This window comes from Thalassorhabdomicrobium marinisediminis (assembly GCF_003072065.1).
Classification (GTDB): domain Bacteria; phylum Pseudomonadota; class Alphaproteobacteria; order Rhodobacterales; family Rhodobacteraceae; genus Octadecabacter; species Octadecabacter marinisediminis.
This window is the reverse complement of the sequence record NZ_QCYG01000003.1, coordinates 81,674-107,383: the sequence shown is the minus strand read 5'-3', so window position 1 is coordinate 107,383 and position 25,710 is coordinate 81,674. Positions and strand designations below refer to the sequence as shown.

The following is a 25,710-nucleotide window of genomic DNA, read 5'->3' as shown; positions in this document are numbered from 1 at the left end:
CATGACCCGGCTGTTCAACTGGCTTTTCCCGCACCCCGTGATGACGCTGCTGCTGGCCGTGGTCTGGGTGATCCTGCAAAACAACGTGAGCGCCGGAATGGCGGTCTTTGGGCTGATCCTTGGCACGGTCATTCCGCGCGCTTTCGCCGCGTGGTGGCCAGACCGGCCCACGGGGTTCAAGCTGGGGCGGATGATCCTCTACGTATTCCTGGTGCTGTATGATATCGTCATCGCCAACGTGCAGGTGGCGTGGATCGTGCTGACCAAGCCGCGCAAGAAGCTGCGGCCGACGTGGATCAAGATCCCCCTCGATCTGCGCCAGCCTGAAGCGATCAGCGTGCTTGCCGGGACGATCACCCTGACGCCCGGCACCGTCTCGGCGGATATGTCGAGCCGCGGGCACTATCTTCTGGTGCATGTGCTGCACACCGACGATCCGGACGCCGTCCGCGATGACATCAAAACCCGTTACGAGGCCCGCCTGAAGGAGATTTTCGTATGATGCCTGCTGCCGACTTCCTCAGCTTCGCGCTGATGATCGCCTTTGGTGCGGTCGCGCTTTCGACGCTTATGGCGATGCTGCGCCTTGTGATCGGCCCCAGCACGGGCGACCGCATTCTGGCGCTGGACACGATGGTGGTGAACGCCATCGGTCTGATCGTGCTTCTGGGCATCGCGCAAAGCTCACGGCTGTATTTCGAGGCCGCGCTGATCATCGCCATGCTGGGCTTCGTCTCGACCGTGGCCTATGCGCGGTTCGTGCTGCGGGGGGACATCATCGAATGACCCTGAGCGAGTTCGGAACCTATGCGGTCGGCGTGTTCCTGTTGATCGGGGCCTTCTTCACCTTCGTCGGCGCCATCGGGCTGGTCAAACTGCCCGATCCGATGACCCGCCTGCACGCCCCCACCAAGGTCGGCACCATGGGCATCGGCGCGCTTCTGCTGGCCGCGATGAGCCATTCCTACGTCTTCCGCGACGGGTCCTTCCATGAGCTTCTGATCATGGCGTTCCTGTTTGTCACCGCGCCCATCTCGGCGAATTTCATCAGCAAGGTGAACATCCACCGCCGCGCGTGCGACACCCCGCCCAAGGTCAAGTCGGACGAGACGTGGTCAACGCTGGTCCAGCGCGACGAAGACGGAAACGTGATTTAGCGACGCGGCTCAAGCGGGTGACGCTTCGGCCCCTGCATCCAACAACAGGCTGCTCAGATCCGCCGCCGCCGCTTGCAGGTTCGGCAGGAACCGCGCCGCCTTGTCGGTGTCAAAGCGCAGGGTTGGCGCGTGGAACGAAAGCGTGGCGATCAGCCGCTTGTTGCGGTCCAGAACCGGCACAGCCAGCGCCACCATCCCGTCCATGAACTCTTCGGTGTCCAGCGAATAACCGCGCTGGCGCACGCGCGACACCTCTTCCAAAAGCGCCTCGGCCGAGGTGATCGTATGGGGCGTCTTGGCTTCGAACCGTTCCGACGCGGCATAGCGCGTCACATGGGACCGGGGCAGGGTGGACAGATACATCTTGCCCGACGCGGTGCAGTAGAAGGGCACCTTCGAGCCCACGGGCAACTGGATGCGCAGGGGCCATTCGGTCTCGACCCGCTCGAGATAGATCATCGCGTCGCGGTCGGGCAGAGAGATGTTGCAGGTCTCGCCGATGGTCTCGCTCAGCTTGCGCAGTACCGCCAGCCGCGCCGTGCGCACCCGCAAGGACGACAACACCCCCGTGGCCATGGTGCGGAACCGCGGACCGGGCGAATAGGTCCGCCCGTCCAGATCCCGCTCAAGAAAGCCTTCGGCCTCAAGCGTGGCGAAAAGACGGTGGATCGTGGGTTTCGGCAGGCCAAGACGGGCGTTCACGTCCGTCGGCGTCACCGGCACCCCGCCCTGGGCCACCTCTTCCAGCACGGCCAACAGCCGCAGGTTCGTCGGGATCGTTTCGGTGGGGCGGGGCTTTGTCATCGCGGGTCGGTCCAGTCACGGTCAATGGGTCGCCATTGATCGGACGAATGCCCCGCGCTGTCAAATTTCCCGTGGCGGAAAGTTTCGCATTTATTCCGCCCCATCCCATTGCACCTGCGGCCCTGTAGCCTAGCCTATGGTCTGCGCAAGAAAGGAAGTTCAAAATGAGTTACACGCCCCCCAAAGTCTGGACCTGGGATTCCGAGAATGGCGGCAAGTTCGCCAGCACCAACCGGCCGGTGTCGGGCCCGACCCACGACAAGGACCTGCCGGTGGGCAAGCACCCGTTGCAACTGCATTCGCTGGCCACGCCCAACGGCGTCAAGGTGACCGTGATGCTGGAAGAGCTTCTGGCCGCGGGCCATGCGGCGGACTACGACGCGTGGTTCATCGACATCGGGGAGGGGGACCAGTTCTCCAGCGGCTTCGTCGATCTGAACCCGAACTCGAAAATTCCCGCCCTGTTCGACAAATCCACCGGCGTGCGCGTTTTTGAAAGCGGCGCGATCCTGCTCTATCTGGCCGAGAAGTTCCGCGCCTTCCTGCCGCGCGACATCGAAGGCCGCACCGAGACGTTGAACTGGCTGTTCTGGCTGCAAGGTTCGGCCCCCTATCTGGGTGGCGGCTTCGGCCATTTCTACGCCTATGCGCCCGAGCCCATGGAATACCCGATCAACCGCTTCACGATGGAGGTCAAGCGCCAGCTCGACGTGCTCGACAAGCAGCTTGAGGATTACCGCTACATCGCGGGCGACACCTACACCATCGCCGACATGGCCGTGGCACCTTGGTATGGCTCACTGGTGAAGGGGCAGACCTACGACGCGGCCGAGTTCCTTGAGGCTGAGGGCTATGAGAACGTGCAGCGCTGGGCCGATGACGTGATGTCGCGCCCCGCCTATGTGCGCGGGCGCATGGTCAACCGCGCCAGCGGCGCGCCGCACGAGCAACTGCGCGAACGCCACGACGCAAGCGATTTCGACAGCGTGCCGAAAAAGCCCTAGCGCAACTTCACAGGGTTTCGGCGGGTTTGGCGAAGATCGACCAGCCCATTTCGTCGGCGATTCGTTTCGCCAAATAGATTGCGATCATCGGATTGCCCTTGGCGTTCAGCCCGGGCGTCCAGATCGCAATCGACGCCTGATAAGGCACCGAGATAAGCAACCCGCCCCCCACGCCGCTTTTGGCCGGCAGTCCCACCTCAAAGGCGAAATCGCCGGATTCGTTATAAAGCCCGCAGGTCAGCATCAGCGCGTTGATCCGCTGGATGCGATCCGCGCCAAGGGTGATGTTGGCGCAGGGCAGTTGCGCCAGCGTCGCCCCCGCGCGGGCCAACTGCCGCGTCGTCATCTCGATGGCGCATTGGTGGAAATAGGTGCCCAGAACCCGGTCCGGGTCTTCGGTCAAAATCCCGTTGTGGCGCAGGAAATTCGCAATCGCGGTGTTGCGAAAGCCGCTTTCCGTCTCGAGCCGCGCCACTTCGGCGTCGATCAGAATGCTTTCGTCACCCGCCATATCGCGGACGAATCGCACCAGCTCCGACAAGGTCTCGCGCGGCTCATACCCCTTCAGAAGCGCGCCGGTGGTGGCGATGGCACCGGCATTCTCGAACGGGTTGCGGGGGCGCCCCTCATTCGCCTCAAGCGCGGCGAGCGAGGCGAAATGCGTCCCCGAAGGTTCGCGCCCCACGATCTGCCACAACAGGTCGCCATAGCGCCCCATGGCCAGCGCCAGACTGAACACCTTTGAGATGCTCTGGATCGAGAAGGCCTTGCGGCTTTCCCCGGCGTTCACCATCGTGCCGTCGGGCAGGCAGACCGAGACCGCCGCCTGCCGCGGATCGACCTGCGCAAGGGGCGGGATGTAATCGGCACTGCGGCCCCAATCCTCGATCTCGCTCGCGTCGAGAAGGGCTTCGTCGATGATGTGGTGAAGGCGGGTGCTTAGCTCTGTCATTACGGCTCCACCTGTGGTGGTGGGCCCGAAAATCAAGGCCGGAACGGCTCAAGGGTGCTGCGCGCAAGGGGCGCACACCAATCGGCCCACATCACAGGCGCGCACGGCGCTACACATCATAAACCGGGGGGGGAATGGTGGAGCATAGCGGGATCGAACCGCTGACCTCCTGCATGCCATGCAGGCGCTCTCCCAGCTGAGCTAATGCCCCTTACCAAGGGTGTCGCGGGTCTGGTGTTGCTGTTGGAACAGCGTCCGCGACAAGCCGCTGTCTAGGCGGCGGCGCGGGCGAGATCAAGAGTAAAATCCCGCCCGAAACCGGAAAAATTAGGATTCATCATCCGGCGCTGCGACATCGGCGATTTCCTCAAGCGGAACGTCGTTGTCGTCGTCGTCATCTTCAAGCACATCGTCGCCCAGATCGGCTTCCACGTCCTCTTCATCGTCGAGAACCAGATCTTCCTCGTCCGCCTCGGCGGCCTTCGCCTTGTTCTGTGCATCGGCGGCATCGGCCTGCATCGTGCGGGTCTTGCCCGTCTCGACCTCGACCTCTTCGCCGGTGTAAGGGCTGATGATCGGCGAGGCGTTCAAATCGTAGAACCGCTTTCCGGTGGTTGGGCAGAGGCGCTTTGTGCCCCACTCTTCCTTTGGCATCTGTTCATCCTTCATATCATGGCAGCACGGGACTCGCCCGGGCTGGATCGGCGTCAATTGCCATAGCACCTTGGGCGTGTCAAAGACTATCGGCACCGGATTTTCGCGAAAGGCACACATGGGCGTTCTGATCCTCGATGGCAACCCCCCGGTGCAGGTGCAACTGCGCCGCTCCGCACGGGCGCGGCGGCTGTCCTTGCGCATCTCGCGGCTGGACGGGCGGGCGACACTGACGCTGCCCCCCCGCGTGCCCGAGCGCGAAGGCATGGCCTTCCTGCGCGACCGCGAAGACTGGTTGCGTCGCCATCTGGCCGACGTGGCCCCCGAACAGGTGCTCCGGCTGGGCGGCAGCGTGCTTTATCGGGGAGAGGCTTTGCCGCTGGTCGCGGGCGATGTGAAACGCGCGCGGCTGCAGGATGGCGCGTTGGTCCTGCCCGACGCGCCTGCGCTTGTGGGCAAACGGGTGGCCGCCTTTCTCAAGCTGCAAGCGCGGGATGCGCTGGCCGAGGCGTCGGACCGCTACGCCGCAGCCCTTGGGCGGCCCTACAGCCGGATCACCCTGCGCGACACCCGGTCGCGTTGGGGGTCCTGCACCTCGGCCGGCAACCTGATGTATTCGTGGCGGCTGATCATGGCCCCGCCCCGGGTGCTCGACTACGTCGCCGCCCATGAGGTCGCCCATCTTGCCCACATGGACCATTCCCCGCGCTTCTGGGCCGCGGTTGAGACCCTCTTCGGGCCCCATGCAGAGTGCCGCCAGTGGCTGCGCGACAATGGGTCCGCCCTGCACCGGGTGCGTTTCGATTGACCTTGCCGCGCTTCGTGATCACAAATAACCCATGTTGATCCAGACCAAAGCCAGTGACGGTCCCGGTGCGGCCCATGACCGTGTCTATCGCACCCTGCGCCAACGCATCATGCACGGGGAAATTCATCCCGGCGTGGCACTGACCCTGCGCGGGATCGGCAAGGATTTCGACGTCTCCATGACGCCCGCGCGGGAAGCCGTGCGGCGGCTGGTGGCCGAAGGCGCGCTGTTCTTGTCCTCGTCCGGGCGGGTCTCGACGCCGGAGCTGAGCAACGAGCGGATCGAGGAACTCGCCGCCCTGCGTGCCTTGCTTGAGCCGGAACTGGCCGCCCGCGCCTTGCCCCGCGCCCACATGGCCCTGATCGAGCGGCTGGAAGAGATCAACGCCCGCGTCGGCGGGGTGATCGCGCGGCAGGACGCGCCGGGCTACATCCGGCTGAACCTCGAATTTCACCGCACGCTTTATCTGCGCGCGCAGGCCCCCGCGATGCTCGCCATGGCCGAGACGATCTGGCTGCAACTGGGGCCGACGATGTCGAAACTCTATGGTCGCCTGCGCCGGACCGAGCCGCCGCGCAATCACAAGCTGATTCTGGCCGCGTTGAAAGCGGGGGACGAAGCGAGCCTTAAACTCGCCGTGCGCTCCGACGCGACCCAGGGCCTGCGGATGCTGAAGGTCTAGGCCGCCCGCATCGCCTGAAAATGCGCCGAGACGTTGCGCACCGCGCGGCGGAAGGCTTCCGCCCCGACCTGCATCCGAAGCGCCAGATCCGAGACGACCTCATATTCCGGGGGGCGGATCTCGCCCTTGGCGACGGCCAGTTGCAGCGCCGCCTCCAGCACGATCTCGCGATCCCGTTCCGGCAGATCTTGCCCGACCTGCGCCAGATCCTCGGCCGTGGGGTTGAGCTTTTGCAACATCTCCATCACCTGCGTCGGCCCATATTCGCGACCGGTCAACCGCGTCAGGATCGCCGCGATCTGCTGCACGGCAGCGTCGTCCATCCGTCCCGTGGCGATGACCACCTGCGACATGGCCACGACGGCATGCAGCGCAAGCTGCTCCGGCCCGGGGGTGCGTCGAAATACGCGGAACAGGGAGGGCAGCGAGGGCAGGGAAAAGCGCGAACGGGGCGCGGGATCGGTTGGGGACATGTTCGGGCTCACTCTACGCTACAATCGTCCCCATCGTTGTCGTGTCCATATGTGGCACGGCTGTGGCCCTGAGCGGACAACGGGCGGGCCTTTTGCGGCACCGCCCGTCATATTCGTTGGCCCGGTTGGCCCGGTTCAGGCGTGGATCGCGCCATCGCCACAGGCCAGTGCTGCTTCGCGCACGGCCTCGGAATAGGTCGGATGCGCGTGGCAGGTGCGGGCCAGATCCTCGGCCGCTGCGCCGAACTCCATGGCGACGCAGATCTCGTGGATCAGATCGCCCGCCATGGGGCCGATGATATGGGCGCCCAGAATGCGATCGGTCGTCTTGTCCGCAAGGATTTTCACGAAGCCGTCGCCCGCGAAATTGGCCTTCGCCCGCCCGTTGCCCATGAAGGAGAATTTGCCGACCTTGTAGTCACGTCCGGCGTCCTTGAGCTGCTGCTCCGTGGCCCCCACTGCGGCCACCTCGGGGTGGGTGTAGATCACGCCGGGGATCACATCGTAGTTCACGTGGGGCTTCTGGCCGGCCAGCCCTTCGGCGCAGGCCATGCCCTCATCCTCGGCCTTGTGGGCCAGCATGGGGCCGTCGATGCAGTCGCCGATGGCGTAGATACCATCAATGCTCGTCTTGTAGTGCGCGTCGGTCTTGATCTGGCCGCGGTCGGACATCTCGACGCCCAGCTTATCCAGCCCCAGCCCGTCGGTGTAGGGGCGGCGGCCCGTGGCGACCAGCACCGTATCCGCATCGACGCTGTGCTCGCTGTCGTCCTTGCGCAGCTTGTAAGTCACCGTGGCCTTGCCGCCCTTGGTCTCGACCCCTTGCACGGCGGCGCCCATGACGAACTTCAGCCCCTGTTTCTTCAGCGTCCGCTGGAAGGTCTTCTGGATTTCCGCATCCATGCCCGGCGTCACAGCGTCGAGGAATTCGATCACCGTCACATTGGCGCCCAGACGGCTGTAGACCGAGCCCAGCTCAAGCCCGATGACACCGGCACCGATCACGACCATGTCGTTGGGGACCTTCTTGAGCTCCAGCGCGCCGGTGGAGGACACGACGGTCTTTTCGTCGATCTCGACGCCGGGAAGGGAGGAGACTTCAGAGCCCGAGGCGATGATGATGTGCTTGGCCTCGTGCACCTCATCCCCGACCTTGACCTTGCCCGCCTCGGGGATCGAGCCCCAGCCTTTCAGCCAGTCCACCTTGTTCTTTTTGAACAGAAATTCGATGCCCTTGGTGTTCTGGCCGATCACGTCATCCTTGTAGGACAGCATCTGTTTCCAATCGACCGAAGGCGATTTCCCCTTGAGGCCCATGGCGGCGAAATTGTGCTCGGCCTCGTGCAGCATGTGGCTGGAGTGCAGCAACGCCTTGGAGGGGATGCAGCCCACGTTCAGGCAGGTGCCGCCCAGCGTGTCGCGCCCTTCGACGCAGGCGGTTTTCAGGCCGAGTTGCGCACAGCGGATAGCGCAGACATAGCCGCCGGGGCCGGAGCCGATGATGATGACGTCATAACTTGCCATGGGTGTTTTCCTTTTTGCAGATCGCCGGGGGCCAGCCCCCGGACCCCCGGAGTTTCGGGGTCAGATGAAATCAGAACAGGGTTGCGAGGATCATCAGGATGGTTGCGGCAAATCCGACCATCCAGACGAGCGAGCGCCAGGGGCGCAGGCCGAAATAGTAGGCGGGCACGTAGAGCACCCGCGCGATGAGATAGGTCCAGGCGCACAGGGCGGTGAAAGCGCTTTCCTGGGCCGAGAGGGTGACGACGACCACCGCAAGGGTGAAGAGGATCAGCCCCTCGAAATGGTTGTTCAAGGCCCGCTGCAACCGGCCCGCGTGATCCGAAAGCGGCCGCGAGGGCGCGCGATCCCGGGCCGAGGTAGAATAGCCCAGCCCGACGTCGCGGTTGGCGCGGATCGAATAGGCGGCGAATTGCAGCGCTTGCAACAGGCCCGCAAGGGCGAGTGTGGTCAGTTCGGCGGTCATCAGGCGGCTTTCATGGCGGTTGCGATCTGTTCGGCCTTGGTGGCAAAGGTGCCGATCCGGGCTGAGGGGTGGGGGGCCTGCACATGGGGCACGTCGAAGTGACGTAACACGCGGGCAGCGTCATGGCCAAGGGCGACCGGGCGACGGCCCAGAAGCTCGTGCCGCCCGACGGCGTCGAACGAGGCCCGGGCATGGACAGGCGAGATGGTCGAGGATCGTTGCGGCGTCAGCAAGTGGAAAACCGGCGTGATGTAAATATCCGCCCGGACCAGTCCCAGAAGCCGCAGCACCATGTCGATCACGCGGTTGTAGGGATTGGTGGCGAGGTAGCCTTGCCGCTGCAACTCGGGGCGATGTTTGCGCACCGAGGGCGCGTCGAGCCAGTCTTTCGAGATCAGCATCGGCCCGTCAAGGTTGCCTGACGTCATCTGGATCGGCGAGACATAGTCGCCGTCGAAGCCTTCGTCCGCCAACGTCGGATAGCCGGGCAGGGCAAAGGCCCGCCGGGCCGCGATGGCGCGGGCGTAGGTCATGACAGGGGCCGCAGGTGGGGGCGCCGCGCCCGACCCGCAAGGGGCAGGCGCGACACCGTGGCGTGGAGTGTCATCACAGATCCATCAGCAGGCGGCGGGGATCTTCCAGCGCCTCTTTCACGCGCACGAGGAAGGTCACCGCGCCCTTGCCGTCGACGATCCGGTGGTCGTAGCTCAGCGCCAGATACATCATCGGGCGGATCACCACCTCACCGTTGATCGCCATGGGGCGGTCCTGGATCTTGTGCATGCCAAGGATGCCCGACTGCGGCGGGTTCAGGATGGGCGAGGACATGAGCGAGCCGTAAACGCCGCCGTTGGAGATCGTGAAGGTGCCGCCCTGCATCTCTTCCATCGACAGTTTGCCGTCGCGGGCCTTGGCACCCTTTTCTGCAATGGCTTTCTCGATCGCCGCGAAGCTCATCGCGTCGGCGTCCTTGATCACCGGCACCACAAGGCCCGTGGGCGTGCCCGCCGCGATGCCCATGTTGACGTAGTTCTTGTAGACCACATCGGTGCCGTCGATTTCGGCGTTCACCTCGGGCACTTCGTTGAGCGCATGCACGCAGGCCTTGGTGAAGAAGGACATGAAACCCAGTTTGACGCCGTGCTTCTTGAGGAACAGGTCCTTGTATTCATTGCGCAAAGCCATGACTTCGGTCATGTCCACCTCGTTGTAGGTGGTCAGCATCGCGGCGGTGTTCTGGCTTTCCTTCAGACGGCGGGCGATGGTCTGGCGCAGACGGGTCATCTTGACGCGCTCTTCGCGGTCCGCCTGATCCGCCGAAGCCGGCGCGCTGGTCTTGGCCGGGGCAGGGGCCGCAGCCGCCGCCGGTTTCGCGCCGCCCTGAATGGCCTTCTGCACGTCTTCCTTCATCACCCGTCCGTCCTTGCCGGTGCCGGTCACATCGCCCGACGACAACCCGTGTTCGGCCATCAGCTTCTTGGCGCTGGGCGCGTCTTCGATGTCCGTGCGGCCCGAGCCGGTGTCGTTGTCTTTCGCCTGCGCTTCTGGCTTGGTGGTGGTGTCGGGCACGCCGGTCACTTCAGAGGCCGAAGCCTTGGCGTCGGTGGACATGACCGCCAGCTTGCCGCCGGCCTCGACCGTATCGCCTTCGTTGGCGAGCAGTTCGGTCAGCACGCCGGCCGCGGGCGCGGGCACTTCGACCGACACCTTGTCGGTTTCCAGCTCGCAGAGCATCTCATCGGCGTCGAAAGCCTCACCCACCTTCTTGAACCAGGTGGAGACGGTCGCCTCGGTCACGCTTTCGCCCAGCGTCGGCACCATCACGTCCAGCGATTTGCCGCCCGCTGCGCCACTGTCGGTGCTCTCGGCGCCACCTTCCGAGCGCAGCTTCACATCGGCCGAGCCTGCGTCGATCGGGGTCGAGGGATCGTCGCCGCCGGCGTCATTGGCCGTGGCTTCGCCGCCTGCGCTGATCTGCGCCAGCAGCGCGTCGACGCCGACGGTCTGACCCTCTTGCGCGACGATCTCGGACAGGGTGCCGGCCACGGGGGCGGGCACTTCGACGGTGACCTTGTCGGTCTCGAGCTCGCAGAGCATTTCATCCTGCGCGACGCTGTCGCCGGGTTTCTTGAACCAGGTGGCGACGGTGGCTTCGGTGACGGATTCGCCAAGGGTGGGGACACGGACTTCGGTCATGATTTCGATCCTTCAACGGTAAGTGCTTCGTCAACAAGCGTGGCTTGCTGGGCTTTGTGCTGGCTGGCCAGACCGGTCGCGGGCGAGGCCGAGGCCGGACGCCCCACATAGACCGGTCGCGTGTGCTGGGCCTTGATGCGGGTCAGGACCCATTCGATGTTCGGCTCCATGAAGGTCCAGCCGCCCTGGTTCTTCGGCTCTTCCTGACACCAGACCATTTCGGCGTTCTTGAACCGCTCAAGCTCTTTCACCGCCGATTGCGCGGGGAAGGGGTAGAACTGCTCGAACCGCATCAGATAGATGTCGTCGATGCCGCGGGCGTCACGCTCTTCCAGCAGGTCGTAATAGACCTTGCCCGAACACATAACGACGCGCTTGATCTTGTCGTCGGCCACCAGTTCGGTGTCTGAGTTGCCGTGCTGGGCATCGTCCCAAAGCACGCGGTGGAAGCTGCTGCCGGACTGGAACTCTTCGGCCTTGCTGACGGCCAGCTTGTGGCGCAGCAGCGACTTCGGGGTCATCAGGATCAGCGGCTTGCGGTAGCTGCGGTGCAGCTGACGACGCAGGATGTGGAAATAGTTCGCCGGCGTGGTGCAGTTGGCGACGATCCAGTTGTCGCCCCCGCACATCTGCAAGAACCGCTCAAGCCGCGCGCTGGAGTGCTCCGGCCCTTGGCCTTCGTAGCCGTGGGGCAGCAGACAGACGAGGCCGGACATCCGCAGCCACTTGCTCTCCCCGCTGCTGATGAACTGGTCGAACATGATTTGCGCGCCGTTGGCAAAGTCGCCGAACTGCGCTTCCCACAGGGTCAGAGCGTTGGGTTCGGCCAGCGAATAGCCGTATTCGAAGCCAAGCACCGCATATTCCGACAGCATGGAATCGATCACCTCATACCGCGATTGACCCTCGCGGATGTGGTTGAGCGAATAATACCGCTCTTCGGTTTCCTGGTTCACGATGCCGGAATGCCGCTGCGAGAAGGTCCCGCGGGTGGAATCCTGCCCCGACAGGCGCACCGGATAGCCTTCGGTGAGCAGCGAGCCAAAGGCCAGCGCCTCACCGGTGGCCCAGTCAAAGCCTTCGCCGGTCTCGAACATCTTCTTCTTCGCCTCAAGGATGCGCCCCACGGTCTTGTGCATGGGGAAGCCGTCCGGCACCGTCGTCAACGCGCGGCCGACGTCGTCGAAGGTCTCTTTCGAGATCGCCGTCTTGCCGCGCTGGTACTTGTCCTTCTGGCGGTCCAGATGCGACCACTTGCCATCCAGCCAGTCGGCCTTGTTGGGCTTGTAGTCGGTGCCGGCCTCGAATTCCTCGTTGAGGTGTTGCTGGAACGAGGCTTTCATGTCCTCGATCTCGCCCTCGGGGATCAGCCCGTCGCGCACCAGCCGCTCGGTATAAAGCGTCAGCGTGGTCTTCTGCTGCTTGATCTTCTTGTACATCACCGGGTTGGTGAACATCGGCTCATCGCCTTCGTTGTGACCGAAGCGGCGATAGCAGATGATGTCGAGCACCACGTCCTTGTGGAACTTCTGGCGGAACTCGGTCGCCACGCGCGCGGCGTGGACCACAGCCTCGGGGTCGTCCCCGTTCACGTGGAAGATCGGCGCTTCGACCATCAGCGCAATGTCAGTGGGGTAGGGGGACGAGCGCGAGAAATGCGGCGCGGTGGTAAAGCCGATCTGGTTGTTGACCACGATGTGCATGGTGCCGCCGGTGCGATGCCCGCGCAGCCCCGACAGGCCGAAGCCCTCGGCCACGACGCCCTGACCCGCAAAGGCCGCGTCCCCGTGCAGCAGAACGCCCATGGCGCGGGTGCGGTCGGTGTCGTTGATCTGGTCCTGCTTGGCGCGGACCTTGCCCAGCACCACGGGGTTCACAGCCTCAAGGTGGCTGGGGTTCGCGGTCAGCGACAGGTGGACCGAATTGCCGTCGAATTCCCGGTCGGACGAAGCGCCAAGGTGGTATTTCACATCGCCTGAGCCGTCCACGTCCTCGGGCTTGAAGCTGCCGCCCTGGAATTCGTTGAAGATCGCGCGATAGGGTTTCTGCATCACGTTGGCCAGCACGCTCAGACGGCCCCGGTGCGGCATCCCGATGACGATCTCTTCAAGGCCGAGCTGCCCGCCGCGCTTGATGATCTGCTCCATCGCCGGGATCAGGCTTTCGCCCCCGTCCAGCCCGAAGCGCTTGGTGCCCATGTATTTGACGTGCAGGAACTTCTCGAACCCTTCGGCCTGCACCAAGCTGCCAAGGATGGCTTTGCGTCCCTCGCGGGTGAAGCTGATTTCCTTGCCGTAGCCCTCGATCCGCTCTTTCAGCCATGCCGATTGCTCGGGGTCGGAAATGTGCATGTATTGCAGCGCGAAGGTGCCGCAATAGGTGCTTTGCACGATGGCGAGGATCTCGTTCATCGTGGCCACTTCAAGGCCCAGCACATTGTCGATGAAGATCGGCCGGTCCATGTCGGCGTCGGTGAAACCGTAGGAGCGGGGGTCAAGCTCGGGGTGCGGGGTCTGGTCGCGCATGCCCAGCGGATCGAGGTCGGCCACCAGATGCCCGCGGATGCGATAGGCGCGGATGATCATCAGCGCGCGCACGGAATCGAGCACCGCGTGCCGCACCTGCTGGTCGCTGACCTCAACGCCGACCTCGCGGGCCTTTTCCTTGATCTTCTTGCCGGCCGCGTCCGGTTCCTGCGCCCACTGGCCATCCAGCGCCGCGGTCAGGTCGTCGTTCGGCTGCGGCGGCCAGTCCGCGCGGGCCCAGGACGGACCCGCTGCCTCGGCCTTCGCGTCGTCCGGTGCGTCCCCCAGCGACTTGAAGAAGGCGCGCCAGCTCTCGTCAACCGCGTTCGGGTTGTCGGCATAGCGCGCATAAAGCTGTTCGATGTATTCCGCGTTGTGTCCCTGCATAAAGGACGAGGCGTGGAACTGGTCGTTGGGGGATTGGTCAGTCATGGACGGTCACCTTTAATCTGTTTCGCCCTGTGCTGGATGGGTTGCCCGGCGGGATTGCCGGTATGTGCCGACCCCCGACGGGAGGGCGCTACGCACCCACCCAGGCCCGGGCGCGGCCCTTGTTCAGGAACGCGCCCGATCTTTTCATCAGCCGATCGCCTTCAACACGGCCTCGCCCAGCGTGGCGGGGCTGTCGGCGACCACGATCCCGGCGGATTTCATCGCCTCGATCTTGCTTTCCGCGTCGCCCTTGCCACCTGCGACGATGGCGCCCGCGTGGCCCATGCGGCGGCCCGGAGGGGCGGTGCGGCCCGCGATGAAACCCGCAACCGGCTTCCAGCGGCCCTTTTTCTTCTGCTCGGCAAGGAATTCTGCTGCTTCCTCTTCGGCGGTGCCGCCGATCTCGCCGATCATGATGATGGATTGCGTCTCATCATCGTCAAGGAACATATCCAGCACGTCGATGTGCTCGGTCCCCTTGATCGGATCGCCGCCGATGCCCACGGCGGTGGATTGCCCAAGGCCGCTGTCCGAGGTCTGCTTGACCGCCTCATAGGTCAGCGTGCCGGAACGGGACACAACGCCGACCGAACCGCGCTTGTGGATGTGGCCGGGCATGATGCCGATCTTGCAGGCGTCGGGCGTGATGACGCCGGGGCAGTTCGGTCCGATCAGACGCGAGGCAGAACCTTCCAGCGCGCGCTTCACGCGCATCATGTCGAGCACCGGAATGCCTTCGGTGATGCAGATGATCAGCGGCATTTCCGCATCAATTGCCTCAAGGATGGAATCCGCGGCAAAGGGGGGCGGCACGTAGATGACCGACGCATTCGCCTCGGTCTGGTGCATCGCTTCGTGGACCGAGTTGTAGACCGGCAGGTCAAGGTGCGTCTGACCGCCCTTGCCGGGGGTCACGCCGCCGACCATCTTGGTGCCATAGGCCATCGCCTGCTCAGTATGGAAGGTGCCCTGCGACCCGGTCAGGCCCTGACAGATGACTTTGGTGTTTTCGTTTACGAGAATGGCCATTTAATTGTCCTGTTCATTTTGTACTGGAAGCGTCTCATCGTCTGCAAAAGGCCCTTCTGTGCTCAACCAATACACGGTAAAGCCGGTGGCCAAGATCATGACCACTACGCCAAGCTGTGGTAGCATGAGGCTAAGGGTGAAGAGTGCGCCCCCAACGATGATGACGACCTGAATCATTTCACCCTTTGACCGCTTTCACGATCTTCTGCGCGCCGTCCTTGAGGTCATCGGCCGCGATCACATCCAGACCGCTTTCGTTGATGATCTTCTTGCCCTCTTCGACGTTCGTGCCTTCCAGACGCACGACCAGCGGCACCTGCAGGCCGACTTCCTTGACCGCCGAGACCACGCCCTCGGCGATCACGTCGCAGCGCATGATGCCGCCGAAGATGTTGACCAGAATGCCTTTGACGTTGTCGTCGCTGGTGATGATCTTGAAGGCTTCGGTGACCTTTTCCTTGGTCGCACCGCCGCCTACGTCGAGGAAGTTGGCAGGCTCTGCGCCGTAAAGCTTGATGATGTCCATCGTCGCCATGGCAAGACCCGCGCCGTTGACCATGCAGCCGATCTCACCGTCCAGCGCGATGTAGTTGAGGTCGTATTTCGAGGCGGCGAGTTCCTTGGGGTCTTCCTCGGTCTCGTCACGCAGGGCGGCGACGTCGGAATGGCGGTAAACCGCGTTGCCGTCAAAGCTCACCTTCGCGTCCAGCACCTTGAGGTCGCCCTTGTCGGTGACGATCAGCGGGTTGATCTCGAGCATCTCCATGTCCTTCTCGGTGAAGGCTGTGTAGAGTTGCCCCATCAGCTTGACGCACTGCTTGACCTGCGCCCCTTCGAGCCCCAGCGCGAAGGCCACGCGACGGCCGTGGAAGGGCTGGTAGCCGGTGGCAGGATCGACGGTGAAGTTGAGGATTTTCTCAGGCGTGCTCTCGGCCACTTCCTCGATGTCCATGCCGCCCTCGGTCGAGACGACGAAGCCGATGCGGCTGGTCTGGCGATCCACCAGCAGCGCCAGATACATCTCGGTCTCGATGCCCGAGCCATCCTCGATATAGACGCGGTTGACCTGCTTGCCGGCGGGGCCGGTCTGGTGCGTGACCAGCGTGCGGCCCAGCATTTTTTTTGCTTCCTCGGCGGCTTCCTCGACCGATTTGGTCAGGCGCACACCGCCCGCGTCACCGGCGTCGGCTTCCTTGAACTTGCCCTTGCCGCGCCCACCGGCGTGGATCTGCGCCTTGACGACCCAAAGCGGCCCGTCCAGCTCGCCCGCGGCGGTCTTGGCTTCTTCCGCGCGCAGCACGGCACGGCCGTCGCTGACCGGGGCACCATAGGACGCCAGAAGCGCCTTGGCCTGATATTCGTGGATGTTCATGAAACCGTCCTTCGATCTGATAAGCGTTCGTTCTGCTATAGCCCTGTTAGACGTAGGGTTTGAATGGGTGTTTAACAGAACCGATGAAAAAACCGACATTTGTGATCACACCCATCAGGCGTGTGATCACATAAAAAATTCCGCCGCCGGAAAACCGATGAAAAGTGTTTAACATTTAAAAAATAGGGGATTCGCGCATCCCGTCCATTTCCGCATACGAAAACAGGCAGGCGCCGAAGCACCTGCCTGTGGATCTTCTCTTGTCAGCAGTCTCAGGTGAGCGAGCTGTCGATGCCCTTGCACGCATCCACCAGACCTTTGACAGCCTCGACGGAGGTGTCGAACATCTCTTGCTCTTGCTTGTTGAGCTTGATGTTGACCACACGCTCCACGCCGCCCGCGCCGATCACGGTGGGCACGCCGACATACATGCCGTTCAGCCCAAAGGCCCCGTCCACATAAGCCGCGCAGGGCAGGACGCGCTTTTGGTCCTTCAGGAAGGCTTCGGCCATCTCGATGGCGCTGGTGGCCGGCGCGTAATAGGCCGATCCGGTTTTCAGCAGACCGACGATCTCTGCGCCGCCGTCCCGGGTGCGCTGCACGATGGCGTCCAGCTTGTCCTGCGTGGTCCAGCCCATCTCGATCAGGTCGGGCAGGGGAATGCCCGCGACGGTGGAGTAGCGCACAGACGGCACCATCGTGTCGCCGTGGCCGCCCAGCACGAAGGCGGTGACGTCGCGCATGGAGACGTCGAATTCCTCGGCCAGGAAGTGGCGGAACCGCGCGCTGTCCAGCACGCCCGCCATGCCGCAGACCATGTTGTGTGGCAGGCCCGAGAATTCGCGCAACGCCCAGACCATCGCATCCAGCGGGTTGGTGATGCAGATCACGAAAGCATTCGGCGCGTGTTCGGCGATGCCTTCGCCCACGGATTTCATGACTTTGAGATTGATGCCCAGCAGGTCGTCACGGCTCATGCCCGGTTTGCGGGCGACACCGGCGGTGACGATGCAGACGTCTGCGCCCGCAATATCGGCATAGTCCGAGGTGCCCGACATGGCCGCGTCGAACCCTTCCGAGGGGCCGGATTCCGCGATGTCGAGCGCCTTGCCCTGCGGCAGGCCGTCCGCGATGTCGAACAGGACGACGTCGCCCAGCTCCTTGAGTGCTGCAAGATGGGCGAGCGTGCCGCCAATGTTACCGGCGCCGATCAGGGCGATTTTGGGTCTGGCCATGTGAATGGGTCCTTTGTCCGTTCGAAAAGGCGAGTGGCGTGCGGGTCTTGTTCGCACGTCAGTCCGTGGGTTGCCTAATCCTTTGCAGACCGTCGTGCAAGCCTGCTGCGCTGCAGCGCAGCACAGGCCATTGTTTGCGGGGGATTGTTTGCGCTAGCGTAGCGGGGATTTGATCCGGGGTGCGGCGGGCCGCGCGGGCACCCGCCGCGTGATTCTGTACCCTTTGAAAGGCGCCACATGGACGGCATGACATTCTGGGCCCTTGCCGTCACGGCGGCCTTCTGCGTGGGGCTGTCCAAGGGGGGTGCGCCGGCCTTCGGCGGGCTGGCTGTGCCGATCCTGTCGCTGGCGATCTCGCCGCTGGTGGCCGCGGGCCTGCTGCTGCCGGTGTTTATCGTGTCGGATGTCTTCGGGCTCTGGGCCTATCGCCGCCACATCGACCTGTCGATCTGGCGCATCGCGGTGGTGGGGATCGTGATCGGCACCGCGGTCGGCTGGGCGACGGCGCAGCTGGTGTCCGAAGATTTCGTGCGGGTGCTGATCGGCGGGATCGGGCTGGTCTTCTCGCTCAACTACCTGTGGCGCTCGAAAACCGCCACGGCCCGCCCCGCAGGCTGGCGCGCGGGCGTGTTCTGGACGTCCATCGCCGGGTTCACCAGTTTCATCAGCCACGCAGGCGCGCCACCGTGGCAGGTCTGGGCCTTGCCCCAGCGCCTGCCGAAAATGGTCTTCTCGGGCACCTCCACCGCCGCCTTCGCGACGATGAACATCCTCAAGGTCTGGCCCTATCACCAGCTTGGATTGTTACAACTGCAAAGCCTGAAGATCACCGCGATCCTGTGTCTACCGGCGGTGCTGGCCGTGGGCGTCGCCTACCATCTCATCCGCGTCCTGCCCGAACGGGTGTTCTATCTGGCGGTGACATGGATGCTGCTGGCGGTCTCGCTCAAACTGATCTGGGACGGGCTTTTGGGCTAAGCGCCATCAGGCCCCCGGATCGGTGTTGGGCAATCCTTCGGCCAGCACCTGAAACGCGCCGCCGCTGGCCACCAGACAGGTCGGCCCGCCCGGGCGGGTCACCGTGATCGTCCAGGTCCCGGTGTCGAGCGCGGCAAAGACCTCGACCACCGTGTTGTCCGCCCCGAGGCCGATCGACTGCCGCGTTTCGCCATAGCCTGAAGCCAGCCGCTCAACCACTCGGTCGTGGTCGGCGCAATTGCCTTGGGCGCTGGCCGTCTGCGCCGCAAGGGCAGTGATCGTCGCAAGTGACAGGGTCTTGAACATGGTCGCATTCTCCTAAACAGGGGGCGTCAGCCTTTCGTGAACCGTGCGACAAGCCTGCGCGTTAACCTTTTAAGAATGGTTAACGCGGCGGCACGGTGCTGTTGCGCTGCGCGCGCGAAGGATTTTTCGCTGCGCTGCGGCAGGTTTGGGCTTGCAAGATGCGGCGGAATCTGGCCCTTTTGCCGCAACAATATTACCCGCCCGAACTTCGGAGGCTCCATGTCACGCCCGCACCGCTCTGCCCTGTATATCCCCGGCTCGAAGCCCCGCGCGCTCGACAAGGCGCGGGGCCTGCCGGTGGATGTGATCCTGTTCGATCTTGAGGACGCGGTCACGCCGGACGAAAAACCCGCCGCCCGCGCCACGCTTGCGGAGGAACTCGCCAAAGGCGGCTACGGCGCACGCCTGCGGGTGGTGCGGATCAACGGGCTCGACACCCCTTGGGGGGCCGAAGACGCCGCCGCCGCCCATGCCATGGATTGCGATGCGGTGCTGTTGCCCAAGGTGAACGGACCGGCGGACGTGGACGCGCTCGCCGGGCTCACCAGCAAGCCGATCTGGGCGATGATCGAGACGCCGCTGGGCATCCTCAACGCGCGCGAGATTGCCGCCCATCCGCAGATCGAGGGCTTCGTGCTGGGCACCAACGATCTTGCCAAGGATCTCAACACGCGCAGCCGCGCGGACCGCGAACCGCTGCTCACCGCGTTGCAGCTCAGCTTGCTCGCCGCCCGCGCCCACGGGGTGATCGTCATCGACGGGGTTTACAACGCCTTCAAGGACGAAGACGGGTTCCGCGCCGAATGCGAACAGGGCCGCGACATGGGGTTCGACGGCAAAAGCCTGATCCATCCCGCGCAGGTCGCCATCGCAAACGCGGCCTTTGCCCCGACCGAGGCGGAGATCGACCTCGCCCGCCGCCAGATCGCCGCTTTCGACGCAGCACAGGCCGAAGGGCAGGGTGTTGCCGTGGTCGATGGCAAGATCGTCGAGAACTTGCATATCGAAACCGCCCGCGCGACCTTGGCCAAAGCGGACGCAATCAAAAAACTGGAGGCGGATACATGATCGTTCTACTGCTCGGGCTGGCGCTTTGGGTCGCCTCGCACACCTGGAAACGGGTGGCGCCCGACCACCGCGCCCGATTCGGCAGCGCGGGCAAGGGGATCGTCGCGGCGCTCTCGGTTGTGGCCATCGTGTTGATGGTGATCGGCTACGGCGACGCCGACAGCACCCCGTATTGGAGCCGCTCGCCAGCCCTGACAGGGATCAACAACCTGTTGATGCTGCTGGCCTTCTACCTCTTTGCCGCCTCGGGCAAGGGCACGCGGGTGACCCGCTACATCCGCCATCCGCAGCTGACGGCGGTGCTGGTCTGGGCCGGCGCGCACCTGCTGGTGAACGGCGATCTGCGCTCGCTGGTGCTGTTCGGCGGCCTGGCTCTCTGGGCGCTGGTGGAAATGGCGCTGATCAACCGCGCCGAAGGGCCGCGCGGAGCCTATCACGCGCCGCCGATCAAATCCGAGATCATCGCCGTTGTCGCCACATTCGTGGTGTTCGGCATCGTTTCCGCCATCCACATCTGGCTTGGCTACAATCTGTTTGGATAAGACATGAGCACACTGTACCGCTTTCTGACCGAGGACGATTCCTCAGAGTTCTGCCACAAGGTCAGCGCCGCCCTCGCGCAAGGGTGGGAGCTTTATGGCGACCCGCAATACACCTATGACCACGCCAACGGGGTGCTGCGCTGCGGGCAGGGGGTGATCAAAACCGTAGGGGCCGAGTATTCCCCCGACATGAAGTTGGGCGCCCAGTGAGCAAGACCAACACAGGCCGCTTTTTCGAGGATTACCGTCTGGGGGAGATGATCGACCACGCCGTGCCGCGCACGGTGTCCGGTGGAGAGCGGGCGCTCAACCACATGCTCTACCCCGCGCGGCACGCGCTTTATTCGTCCGATGCTTTCGCGCAGGGCTGCGGCCTGTCCGCCAGCCCGCTGGACGATCTGATCGTCTTTCATATCGTCTTCGGCAAATCCGTGCCCGACATCTCGCTCAACGCCATCGCCAATCTGGGTTATGCGGACTGTCGCTGGCTCGCCCCTGTCTGGCCGGGGGACACGTTGCGGTCGACGTCCGAGGTCATCGGCCTCAAGCAGAACTCGAACGGCAAATCCGGCGTGGTCTATGTGCGCACCACGGGCACCAACCAGCACGGGCAAGAGGTGCTGCAATTCGTCCGCTGGGTCATGGTCCGCAGAGGCGATCCGGACGCGCCCGCGCCCGAGACGGTGATCCCCGAGTTGAAGGACTCTGTTGCGGCCAGCGATCTGGTGGTGCCGAAGGGCCTTGATTTTACCGACTATGATTTCACCCTTGCCGGAGAGCCGCACCGGCTGCGCGACTATACCGTGGGCGAGGTAGTCGATCACGTGGACGGCGTCACCGTGGAAGAGGCCGAGCACATGCTCGCCACCCGCCTGTGGCAGAACACCGCCAAAGTGCATTTCGACGCCACCGCACGAGAGGATGGCAAACGGCTGATCTACGGCGGGCACGTGATCTCGCTGGCCCGCGCGCTGACCTTCAACGGGCTGGCCAATGCGCAGATGCTGGTCGCCATCAACGGAGGCGCCCATGCGAACCCCTGTTTCGCAGGCGATACGGTGCGGGCGTGGTCCGAGGTGCTGGACACCGCTCCGCTGGACGCGCCGGGCGTCGGCGCGATCCGTTTGCGGCTGGTGGCCACCACGGGCGGAGAGGTCGGGGCGCTGAAAGGCGACGACGGGAAATACTTGCCGCACGTGTTGCTCGATCTGGATTACTGGGCGCTGATGCCTACCTAGCGGCCGCTTTTTGGCGCGGAACGGCTGCACCGAGCGCCCACCCAGTATCACGGCCTTTGTGATCACACACCGTCAGCTAGTGATCACAATTTGGAAAAAACCTGCAATCTGCGACAAGATTTCGCCGCTGCATACGCTCGCACACCGTGACACTCCTGTGTAATACGTTAGAACAGGTGCAAGTTTCACGCCGCACCGGTCCAAGACCGCAGCAAGAGGGAGCCATCATGGCCGACGTCAATCGGGGCAATCGCCCGCTGTCTCCGCACCTTACGATCTATCGCCCGCAACTGACGTCGATGACGTCGATCTTCACCCGCCTGACGGGCAATGCCCTGATCGTGGGGGCGTTGCTGGTCGTGTGGTGGTTCGCCGCGCTGGCGTCGGGCCCCGAAGCCTATGAGCGGGCGAATGGCTTCATGACCAGCTGGTTCGGCGATCTGGTGATGTTCGGCTCGGTCGCCTGCCTGTGGTATCACTCCCTCGCCGGGATCCGGCACCTGATCTGGGACAGCGGCCGCATGCTTGACGTGGAACGCTCCGAACTGGCGGGCATGGCGATCATCCTGATCTCGATCCTGCTGACCATTTTCACCGCAATCGTGCTGTAAGGGGCTGACATCATGCGATTTCTGACTGACCGCAAACGCGCCGCCGGCCTTGGTTCCGCAAAATCCGGGACCGAACATCACTGGCACATGATGGTGTCTTCCGTGGCGCTCGTCGGGCTTGTGCCGCTGTTCGTCTTCACCTTCGGGCAGGCGCTGGGCATGACCTATGCCGAGGCAAGCCTGTATTACGCGCGGCCGTTCCCCGCGATCGTGGCGATCCTGACGCTGCTGGTGGGCTTCATCCACTTCAAGGGCGGCGTGCAGGTGCTGATCGAGGATTACGTCCACGGCTTCGCGCGCCGGGCGCTGATCATCGGCTCGATCCTGCTCAGCTATACCGCTGCGGCCATCGCCGTTTTCGCAATCGTGCGGATTGCACTCTAATTCAAAGGTCCAGACATGGCTGAATACGAATACGAAACCCACGAATACGATGTGGTTGTTGTGGGCGCCGGTGGTGCGGGTCTGCGCGCCACGCTTGGCATGGCCGAGCAGGGCCTGCGCACGGCCTGCATCTCGAAAGTGTTCCCCACGCGTTCGCACACCGTGGCCGCGCAGGGCGGCATCGCCGCGTCCCTGTCGAACATGGGGCCGGACCACTGGCAGTGGCACATGTATGACACCGTCAAAGGCTCCGACTGGCTGGGCGACACCGACGCGATGGAATACCTGGCCCGCGAAGCCCCAAAGGCGGTTTATGAGCTGGAACACTACGGCGTGCCCTTCTCGCGCACCGAGGAAGGCAAGATCTACCAGCGGCCCTTCGGTGGCCACACGACCGAGTTCGGCGAAGGCCCCGCGGTGCAGCGCACCTGCGCCGCCGCCGACCGCACCGGCCACGCGATCCTGCACACGCTTTACGGTCAATCGCTCAAGCAACAGGCCGAATTCTACATCGAATATTTCGCCATCGACCTGATCATGACCGACGGGGTCTGCACCGGCGTCGTGTGCTGGAAGCTCGACGATGGCACGATGCATGTCTTCAACGCCAAGATGGTCGTGCTGGCCACCGGCGGCTATGGCCGCGCCTATTTCTCCGCCACCTCGGCCCACACCTGCACCGGCGACGGCGGCGGTATGGTCGCCCGCGCGGGCCTGCCATTGCAGGACATGGAGTTCGTACAATTCCACCCCACGGGCATTTATGGCTCAGGCTGCCTGATCACCGAAGGCGCGCGCGGCGAAGGCGGCTATCTCACCAACTCCGAAGGTGAGCGTTTCATGGAGCGCTACGCGCCGCAGTATAAGGACCTCGCCCCGCGCGACTATGTCTCGCGCTGCATGACGATGGAAATCCGCGAAGGCCGCGGCGTGGGCGCGAATGGCGACCACATCCACCTCAACCTCAACCACCTGCCCGCTGAGGCGCTGGCCGAACGGTTGCCCGGCATCTCCGAATCCGCGCGCATCTTCGCGGGCGTCGACGTCACGAAAGAGCCGATCCCCGTGCTGCCCACGGTGCACTACAACATGGGCGGCATCCCCACGAACTACTTCGGCGAGGTGCTGAACCCGACCGAAGGCGATCCCAACGCCGTCGTCCCCGGTCTGATGGCCGTGGGTGAGGCGGGCTGTGCGTCCGTCCACGGGGCCAACCGCCTCGGTTCAAACTCGCTCATTGACCTTGTGGTGTTTGGCCGCGCCGCCGCGATCCGCGCAGGTGAGGTGGTGGACCGCGAGGCTTCGGTGCCCGCCACCAACACCGCCGAGGTGGACAAGGCCTTCGACCGGTTCGACACCCTGCGCCACGCCAACGGCGGCACGCCCACGGCTGAACTGCGGCTCGAGATGCAAAAGGCAATGCAGGAAGATGCCGCTGTGTTCCGCACGGACAAGACCCTCAAAGAGGGCGTCGAGAAGATGACCGCCATCGCCGGCAAGCTGGGCGATCTGAAGGTCACGGACCGCAGCCTTGTGTGGAACTCCGACCTGATGGAGACGCTCGAGCTGACCAACCTGATGCCCAATGCGCTGGCCACCATCGTCGGCGCTGAAGCGCGCAAGGAAAGCCGTGGCGCCCACGCGCATGAGGATTACGCTACCCGCGATGACGAAAACTGGCGCGTGCACACGATCAGCCGGATCGACGGCAACCGCGTGGAGCTCAGCCACCGTCCGGTGATCACCGACCCCCTCTCGACCGAGGCCGAAGGCGGGATCAGCCTGCAAAAGATCGCCCCGAAAGAAAGGACGTTCTGATGCGTCTTGTGTCCCTGTCCGCGCTGCTCGTGGCCCTTGCGGCCTGCACGCCCGCACCGGTGACGCCCGAGCAGGCGGCGGATCTTTGCGAAGACCGCGCCCGCGCTGCACAGGGCCCCACCGGATCTGTTACCATGGGGGTCAACAGCAACAGCGGGCCGTCCGCGGGTCTTGCGGTGGGGCTGTCGTCGGATTTCATCCGCGGGCGCGATCCGGTCGAGGTGTACGAATCCTGCGTGTTTGACCGCACCGGCGCGGCCCCGATCCGGCCGCCGCGCCTGCGCTAGCTAGAAAAGTGGAGAGAATACGATGAAGACGCTTATTTCCCTGACCGCCGCCGCCCTGACGCTTGCGGCCTGTGACGTCGCACAGGTGGCCGCCGTCGACACCGGCCGCGCCGCAGCGAAAGCCGTCATCGCGCCCATCGTGGCCGAGACCGTCCCCGGCGCGCCCGGCGTGATCCTGACGAACTGCATCGTCGACAACGCCACCCCGCAAGAGCTGATCGTCATCGCTTCGGGCGGTGCGACCCCGCAGAACGTAACCCTTGTGGGCGACATCCTTGCCCGCCCCGCCACAGTGACCTGCGCCACCGCCGGCCTGACCTGATTTGCCAAGGAGCCTGACCAAATGGTTCAACTGACCCTGCCCAAGAACTCCCGCATGACGACGGGCAAGACCTGGCCCAAGCCGGAAGGTGCGACCAATCTGCGCAAGGTGCAGATCTATCGCTGGAACCCCGACGACGGCAAAAATCCCAGCCTCGACACCTATTTCGTCGACATGGACACCTGCGGGCCGATGGTTCTGGACGCGCTGATCAAGATCAAGTCCGAGATCGACCCGACGCTGACCTTCCGCCGCTCTTGCCGCGAAGGGATCTGCGGCTCTTGCGCGATGAACATCGACGGGATCAACACGCTAGCCTGTATCTACGGGCTGGAAGAGATCAGCGGCGACATCAAGATCTACCCCCTCCCGCATATGCCCGTGGTCAAGGACCTGATTCCCGACCTCACACACTTCTACGCCCAGCACGCCAGCGTCATGCCGTGGCTGGAGACCAAGACAAACCGCCCCGCGAAAGAGTGGAAACAGTCGATCAGCGACCGCAAGAAGCTCGACGGGCTTTATGAATGCGTCATGTGCGCCTGCTGCTCCACATCGTGCCCCAGCTACTGGTGGAACGGCGACCGCTACCTCGGGCCCGCCGCCCTGCTGCACGCCTATCGCTGGATCATCGACAGCCGGGATGAGGCCACAGGCGAGCGTCTGGACGACCTTGAGGACCCCTTCAAGCTTTACCGTTGCCACACGATCATGAACTGCGCCAAGACCTGCCCCAAGGGGCTGAACCCGGCTTCGGCGATCGCCCATATCAAGAAGATGATGGTCGAACGCGCGGTCTGATCGGGCTTACAGAAACTGAAAAGGCGACGCGTCCCATCGGAG

Annotated in this window: 31 protein-coding genes and 1 tRNA gene; 17 read left to right on the top strand and 15 right to left on the bottom strand. The window is 64.0% G+C overall.

The genetic code is table 11. The features are described from left to right. Position 1: 1 nt before the first annotated feature. From DC363_RS05050 to DC363_RS05040, 3 genes are read left to right on the top strand one after another with little or no spacing between them, the layout of a single operon-like run. Positions 2-502 (top strand): Na+/H+ antiporter subunit E, encoded by a 501-nt coding sequence (locus DC363_RS05050; RefSeq protein WP_108640051.1) that lies wholly within the window; start codon positions 2-4, stop codon positions 500-502. Then, on the top strand, positions 499-786 hold the full coding sequence (locus DC363_RS05045; protein WP_108640050.1) for a K+/H+ antiporter subunit F: 288 nt from the start codon (positions 499-501) through the stop codon (positions 784-786). Before DC363_RS05050 ends, DC363_RS05045 begins: the two co-directional genes overlap by 4 nt. Beyond that, entirely contained in the window at positions 783-1,157 is a 375-nt protein-coding gene (locus DC363_RS05040) for a Na+/H+ antiporter subunit G (RefSeq protein WP_108640049.1), read from the top strand. The genes DC363_RS05045 and DC363_RS05040 overlap by 4 nt, the downstream gene beginning before the upstream one ends. Positions 1,158-1,166: 9 nt before the next feature. Here DC363_RS05040 and DC363_RS05035 read toward each other — a convergent pair whose 3' ends face one another. Beyond that, complete coding sequence (locus DC363_RS05035) at positions 1,167-1,961, bottom strand: IclR family transcriptional regulator (RefSeq protein ID WP_108640048.1); 795 nt, start codon at positions 1,959-1,961, stop codon at positions 1,167-1,169. A 164-nt stretch (positions 1,962-2,125) separates the two neighbouring features. On the opposite strand from DC363_RS05035, the gene yghU reads away from it, so the two are divergent. Beyond that, positions 2,126-2,965, top strand: coding sequence for a glutathione-dependent disulfide-bond oxidoreductase (gene yghU, locus DC363_RS05030; protein WP_108640047.1), 840 nt, complete (start codon positions 2,126-2,128; stop codon positions 2,963-2,965). A 7-nt stretch (positions 2,966-2,972) separates the two neighbouring features. Here the strand turns inward: yghU and glsA are convergent, their stop codons facing one another. From glsA to DC363_RS05015, 3 genes are all read right to left on the bottom strand, one after another. Next, the gene (glsA, locus tag DC363_RS05025; protein ID WP_108640046.1) at positions 2,973-3,917 is read right to left on the bottom strand and encodes a glutaminase A; all 945 of its coding nucleotides are present in this window, start codon (positions 3,915-3,917) and stop codon (positions 2,973-2,975) included. A 135-nt stretch (positions 3,918-4,052) separates the two neighbouring features. Then, positions 4,053-4,128: transfer RNA gene (locus tag DC363_RS05020), tRNA-Ala, on the bottom strand. 116 nt (positions 4,129-4,244) lie between these two features. After that, entirely contained in the window at positions 4,245-4,571 is a 327-nt protein-coding gene (locus DC363_RS05015; protein ID WP_108640045.1) for a TIGR02300 family protein, read from the bottom strand. 118 nt (positions 4,572-4,689) lie between these two features. On the opposite strand from DC363_RS05015, the gene DC363_RS05010 reads away from it, so the two are divergent. Beyond that, entirely contained in the window at positions 4,690-5,379 is a 690-nt protein-coding gene (locus DC363_RS05010; RefSeq protein ID WP_108640044.1) for a M48 family metallopeptidase, read from the top strand. Positions 5,380-5,410: 31 nt separating this feature from the next. After that, the gene (locus tag DC363_RS05005) at positions 5,411-6,061 is read left to right on the top strand and encodes a GntR family transcriptional regulator (RefSeq protein WP_108640043.1); all 651 of its coding nucleotides are present in this window, start codon (positions 5,411-5,413) and stop codon (positions 6,059-6,061) included. Here DC363_RS05005 and DC363_RS05000 read toward each other — a convergent pair. The 10 genes from DC363_RS05000 to mdh form a co-directional block, all read right to left on the bottom strand. Next, the gene (locus tag DC363_RS05000; protein ID WP_108640042.1) at positions 6,058-6,534 is read right to left on the bottom strand and encodes a TerB family tellurite resistance protein; all 477 of its coding nucleotides are present in this window, start codon (positions 6,532-6,534) and stop codon (positions 6,058-6,060) included. The genes DC363_RS05005 and DC363_RS05000 overlap by 4 nt on opposite strands. Positions 6,535-6,669: 135 nt before the next feature. Beyond that, positions 6,670-8,058 carry a dihydrolipoyl dehydrogenase gene (lpdA, locus tag DC363_RS04995; protein WP_108640041.1) on the bottom strand — a complete coding sequence of 463 codons (1,389 nt, stop codon included), beginning with the start codon at positions 8,056-8,058 and terminating at the stop codon, positions 6,670-6,672. Between the two features lie 70 nt (positions 8,059-8,128). Further along, complete coding sequence (locus DC363_RS04990) at positions 8,129-8,524, bottom strand: MAPEG family protein (protein ID WP_108640040.1); 396 nt, start codon at positions 8,522-8,524, stop codon at positions 8,129-8,131. Next, positions 8,524-9,057: a hypothetical protein gene (locus tag DC363_RS04985; protein WP_108640039.1), complete on the bottom strand. Its 534-nt coding sequence runs from the start codon at positions 9,055-9,057 to the stop codon at positions 8,524-8,526. Before DC363_RS04985 ends, DC363_RS04990 begins: the two co-directional genes overlap by 1 nt. 73 nt (positions 9,058-9,130) lie before the next feature. Beyond that, positions 9,131-10,723 carry a 2-oxoglutarate dehydrogenase complex dihydrolipoyllysine-residue succinyltransferase gene (gene odhB, locus DC363_RS04980; RefSeq protein ID WP_108640038.1) on the bottom strand — a complete coding sequence of 531 codons (1,593 nt, stop codon included), beginning with the start codon at positions 10,721-10,723 and terminating at the stop codon, positions 9,131-9,133. Further along, entirely contained in the window at positions 10,717-13,677 is a 2,961-nt protein-coding gene (locus DC363_RS04975) for a 2-oxoglutarate dehydrogenase E1 component (RefSeq protein WP_108640037.1), read from the bottom strand. Before DC363_RS04975 ends, odhB begins: the two co-directional genes overlap by 7 nt. 147 nt (positions 13,678-13,824) lie before the next feature. Next, complete coding sequence (gene sucD / locus DC363_RS04970; protein ID WP_108640036.1) at positions 13,825-14,706, bottom strand: succinate--CoA ligase subunit alpha; 882 nt, start codon at positions 14,704-14,706, stop codon at positions 13,825-13,827. Beyond that, a complete protein-coding gene (locus tag DC363_RS16795; RefSeq protein ID WP_158270832.1) occupies positions 14,707-14,883 on the bottom strand; it encodes a hypothetical protein in 177 nt (58 codons plus the stop codon). A 1-nt stretch (position 14,884) separates the two neighbouring features. Next, positions 14,885-16,078 carry an ADP-forming succinate--CoA ligase subunit beta gene (sucC, locus tag DC363_RS04965; RefSeq protein ID WP_108640035.1) on the bottom strand — a complete coding sequence of 398 codons (1,194 nt, stop codon included), beginning with the start codon at positions 16,076-16,078 and terminating at the stop codon, positions 14,885-14,887. Positions 16,079-16,350: 272 nt separating this feature from the next. Beyond that, positions 16,351-17,313: a malate dehydrogenase gene (gene mdh, locus DC363_RS04960; protein ID WP_108640034.1), complete on the bottom strand. Its 963-nt coding sequence runs from the start codon at positions 17,311-17,313 to the stop codon at positions 16,351-16,353. 237 nt (positions 17,314-17,550) lie between these two features. Here mdh and DC363_RS04955 point away from each other — a divergent pair, with 237 nt between their 5' ends. Next, positions 17,551-18,291 (top strand): sulfite exporter TauE/SafE family protein, encoded by a 741-nt coding sequence (locus DC363_RS04955; protein WP_108640033.1) that lies wholly within the window; start codon positions 17,551-17,553, stop codon positions 18,289-18,291. Between the two features lie 6 nt (positions 18,292-18,297). Here DC363_RS04955 and DC363_RS04950 read toward each other — a convergent pair whose 3' ends face one another. Next, positions 18,298-18,597 (bottom strand): hypothetical protein, encoded by a 300-nt coding sequence (locus tag DC363_RS04950; protein ID WP_108640032.1) that lies wholly within the window; start codon positions 18,595-18,597, stop codon positions 18,298-18,300. A 219-nt stretch (positions 18,598-18,816) separates the two neighbouring features. Between DC363_RS04950 and DC363_RS04945 the strand changes: the two genes are divergently transcribed. From DC363_RS04945 to DC363_RS04900, 10 genes are all read left to right on the top strand, one after another. Then, entirely contained in the window at positions 18,817-19,665 is an 849-nt protein-coding gene (locus DC363_RS04945; RefSeq protein WP_108640031.1) for an HpcH/HpaI aldolase/citrate lyase family protein, read from the top strand. Continuing rightward, a complete protein-coding gene (locus DC363_RS04940) occupies positions 19,662-20,207 on the top strand; it encodes an NnrU family protein (protein ID WP_108640030.1) in 546 nt (181 codons plus the stop codon). The genes DC363_RS04945 and DC363_RS04940 overlap by 4 nt, the downstream gene beginning before the upstream one ends. 3 nt (positions 20,208-20,210) lie before the next feature. Beyond that, on the top strand, positions 20,211-20,417 hold the full coding sequence (locus DC363_RS04935; RefSeq protein ID WP_108640029.1) for a DUF1737 domain-containing protein: 207 nt from the start codon (positions 20,211-20,213) through the stop codon (positions 20,415-20,417). After that, positions 20,414-21,445 (top strand): MaoC family dehydratase, encoded by a 1,032-nt coding sequence (locus tag DC363_RS04930; RefSeq protein ID WP_108640028.1) that lies wholly within the window; start codon positions 20,414-20,416, stop codon positions 21,443-21,445. Before DC363_RS04935 ends, DC363_RS04930 begins: the two co-directional genes overlap by 4 nt. A gap of 227 nt (positions 21,446-21,672) precedes the next feature. Beyond that, complete coding sequence (gene sdhC, locus DC363_RS04925) at positions 21,673-22,056, top strand: succinate dehydrogenase, cytochrome b556 subunit (protein ID WP_108640027.1); 384 nt, start codon at positions 21,673-21,675, stop codon at positions 22,054-22,056. 12 nt (positions 22,057-22,068) lie between these two features. Then, the gene (sdhD, locus tag DC363_RS04920) at positions 22,069-22,440 is read left to right on the top strand and encodes a succinate dehydrogenase, hydrophobic membrane anchor protein (protein WP_108640026.1); all 372 of its coding nucleotides are present in this window, start codon (positions 22,069-22,071) and stop codon (positions 22,438-22,440) included. Positions 22,441-22,455: 15 nt separating this feature from the next. Further along, on the top strand, positions 22,456-24,258 hold the full coding sequence (sdhA, locus tag DC363_RS04915; RefSeq protein WP_108640025.1) for a succinate dehydrogenase flavoprotein subunit: 1,803 nt from the start codon (positions 22,456-22,458) through the stop codon (positions 24,256-24,258). Beyond that, the gene (locus DC363_RS04910) at positions 24,258-24,545 is read left to right on the top strand and encodes a hypothetical protein (protein ID WP_108640024.1); all 288 of its coding nucleotides are present in this window, start codon (positions 24,258-24,260) and stop codon (positions 24,543-24,545) included. The genes sdhA and DC363_RS04910 overlap by 1 nt, the downstream gene beginning before the upstream one ends. A gap of 22 nt (positions 24,546-24,567) precedes the next feature. After that, on the top strand, positions 24,568-24,867 hold the full coding sequence (locus DC363_RS04905; RefSeq protein ID WP_108640023.1) for a hypothetical protein: 300 nt from the start codon (positions 24,568-24,570) through the stop codon (positions 24,865-24,867). Between the two features lie 21 nt (positions 24,868-24,888). Further along, on the top strand, positions 24,889-25,668 hold the full coding sequence (locus DC363_RS04900; protein WP_108640022.1) for a succinate dehydrogenase iron-sulfur subunit: 780 nt from the start codon (positions 24,889-24,891) through the stop codon (positions 25,666-25,668). The last annotated feature ends 42 nt before the right edge of the window (positions 25,669-25,710 follow it).

Excerpts from the sequence above, each read along its gene's own strand:
- DC363_RS05045 (WP_108640050.1), top strand. The coding sequence starts at position 499 with ATGATGCCTGCTGCCGACTTCCTCAGCTTCGCGCTGATGATCGCCTTT.
- DC363_RS05040 (WP_108640049.1), top strand. The coding sequence starts at position 783 with ATGACCCTGAGCGAGTTCGGAACCTATGCGGTCGGCGTGTTCCTGTTG.
- glsA (WP_108640046.1), bottom strand. The coding sequence starts at position 3,917 with ATGACAGAGCTAAGCACCCGCCTTCACCACATCATCGACGAAGCCCTT.
- DC363_RS04950 (WP_108640032.1), bottom strand. The coding sequence starts at position 18,597 with ATGTTCAAGACCCTGTCACTTGCGACGATCACTGCCCTTGCGGCGCAG.
- DC363_RS04990 (WP_108640040.1), bottom strand. The coding sequence starts at position 8,524 with ATGACCGCCGAACTGACCACACTCGCCCTTGCGGGCCTGTTGCAAGCG.
- yghU (WP_108640047.1), top strand. The coding sequence starts at position 2,126 with ATGAGTTACACGCCCCCCAAAGTCTGGACCTGGGATTCCGAGAATGGC.
- DC363_RS04900 (WP_108640022.1), top strand. The coding sequence starts at position 24,889 with ATGGTTCAACTGACCCTGCCCAAGAACTCCCGCATGACGACGGGCAAG.
- lpdA (WP_108640041.1), bottom strand. The coding sequence starts at position 8,058 with ATGGCAAGTTATGACGTCATCATCATCGGCTCCGGCCCCGGCGGCTAT.
- DC363_RS04945 (WP_108640031.1), top strand. The coding sequence starts at position 18,817 with ATGTCACGCCCGCACCGCTCTGCCCTGTATATCCCCGGCTCGAAGCCC.
- DC363_RS05000 (WP_108640042.1), bottom strand. The coding sequence starts at position 6,534 with ATGTCCCCAACCGATCCCGCGCCCCGTTCGCGCTTTTCCCTGCCCTCG.
- DC363_RS04935 (WP_108640029.1), top strand. The coding sequence starts at position 20,211 with ATGAGCACACTGTACCGCTTTCTGACCGAGGACGATTCCTCAGAGTTC.
- sdhA (WP_108640025.1), top strand. The coding sequence starts at position 22,456 with ATGGCTGAATACGAATACGAAACCCACGAATACGATGTGGTTGTTGTG.
- sucC (WP_108640035.1), bottom strand. The coding sequence starts at position 16,078 with ATGAACATCCACGAATATCAGGCCAAGGCGCTTCTGGCGTCCTATGGT.
- DC363_RS05035 (WP_108640048.1), bottom strand. The coding sequence starts at position 1,961 with ATGACAAAGCCCCGCCCCACCGAAACGATCCCGACGAACCTGCGGCTG.
- DC363_RS05050 (WP_108640051.1), top strand. The coding sequence starts at position 2 with ATGACCCGGCTGTTCAACTGGCTTTTCCCGCACCCCGTGATGACGCTG.
- DC363_RS05010 (WP_108640044.1), top strand. The coding sequence starts at position 4,690 with ATGGGCGTTCTGATCCTCGATGGCAACCCCCCGGTGCAGGTGCAACTG.
- DC363_RS05015 (WP_108640045.1), bottom strand. The coding sequence starts at position 4,571 with ATGCCAAAGGAAGAGTGGGGCACAAAGCGCCTCTGCCCAACCACCGGA.
- DC363_RS04905 (WP_108640023.1), top strand. The coding sequence starts at position 24,568 with ATGAAGACGCTTATTTCCCTGACCGCCGCCGCCCTGACGCTTGCGGCC.
- DC363_RS04910 (WP_108640024.1), top strand. The coding sequence starts at position 24,258 with ATGCGTCTTGTGTCCCTGTCCGCGCTGCTCGTGGCCCTTGCGGCCTGC.
- DC363_RS04955 (WP_108640033.1), top strand. The coding sequence starts at position 17,551 with ATGGACGGCATGACATTCTGGGCCCTTGCCGTCACGGCGGCCTTCTGC.
- DC363_RS16795 (WP_158270832.1), bottom strand. The coding sequence starts at position 14,883 with ATGATTCAGGTCGTCATCATCGTTGGGGGCGCACTCTTCACCCTTAGC.
- DC363_RS04940 (WP_108640030.1), top strand. The coding sequence starts at position 19,662 with ATGATCGTTCTACTGCTCGGGCTGGCGCTTTGGGTCGCCTCGCACACC.
- sucD (WP_108640036.1), bottom strand. The coding sequence starts at position 14,706 with ATGGCCATTCTCGTAAACGAAAACACCAAAGTCATCTGTCAGGGCCTG.
- sdhC (WP_108640027.1), top strand. The coding sequence starts at position 21,673 with ATGGCCGACGTCAATCGGGGCAATCGCCCGCTGTCTCCGCACCTTACG.
- DC363_RS04975 (WP_108640037.1), bottom strand. The coding sequence starts at position 13,677 with ATGACTGACCAATCCCCCAACGACCAGTTCCACGCCTCGTCCTTTATG.
- mdh (WP_108640034.1), bottom strand. The coding sequence starts at position 17,313 with ATGGCCAGACCCAAAATCGCCCTGATCGGCGCCGGTAACATTGGCGGC.
- DC363_RS04985 (WP_108640039.1), bottom strand. The coding sequence starts at position 9,057 with ATGACCTACGCCCGCGCCATCGCGGCCCGGCGGGCCTTTGCCCTGCCC.
- DC363_RS05005 (WP_108640043.1), top strand. The coding sequence starts at position 5,411 with ATGTTGATCCAGACCAAAGCCAGTGACGGTCCCGGTGCGGCCCATGAC.
- sdhD (WP_108640026.1), top strand. The coding sequence starts at position 22,069 with ATGCGATTTCTGACTGACCGCAAACGCGCCGCCGGCCTTGGTTCCGCA.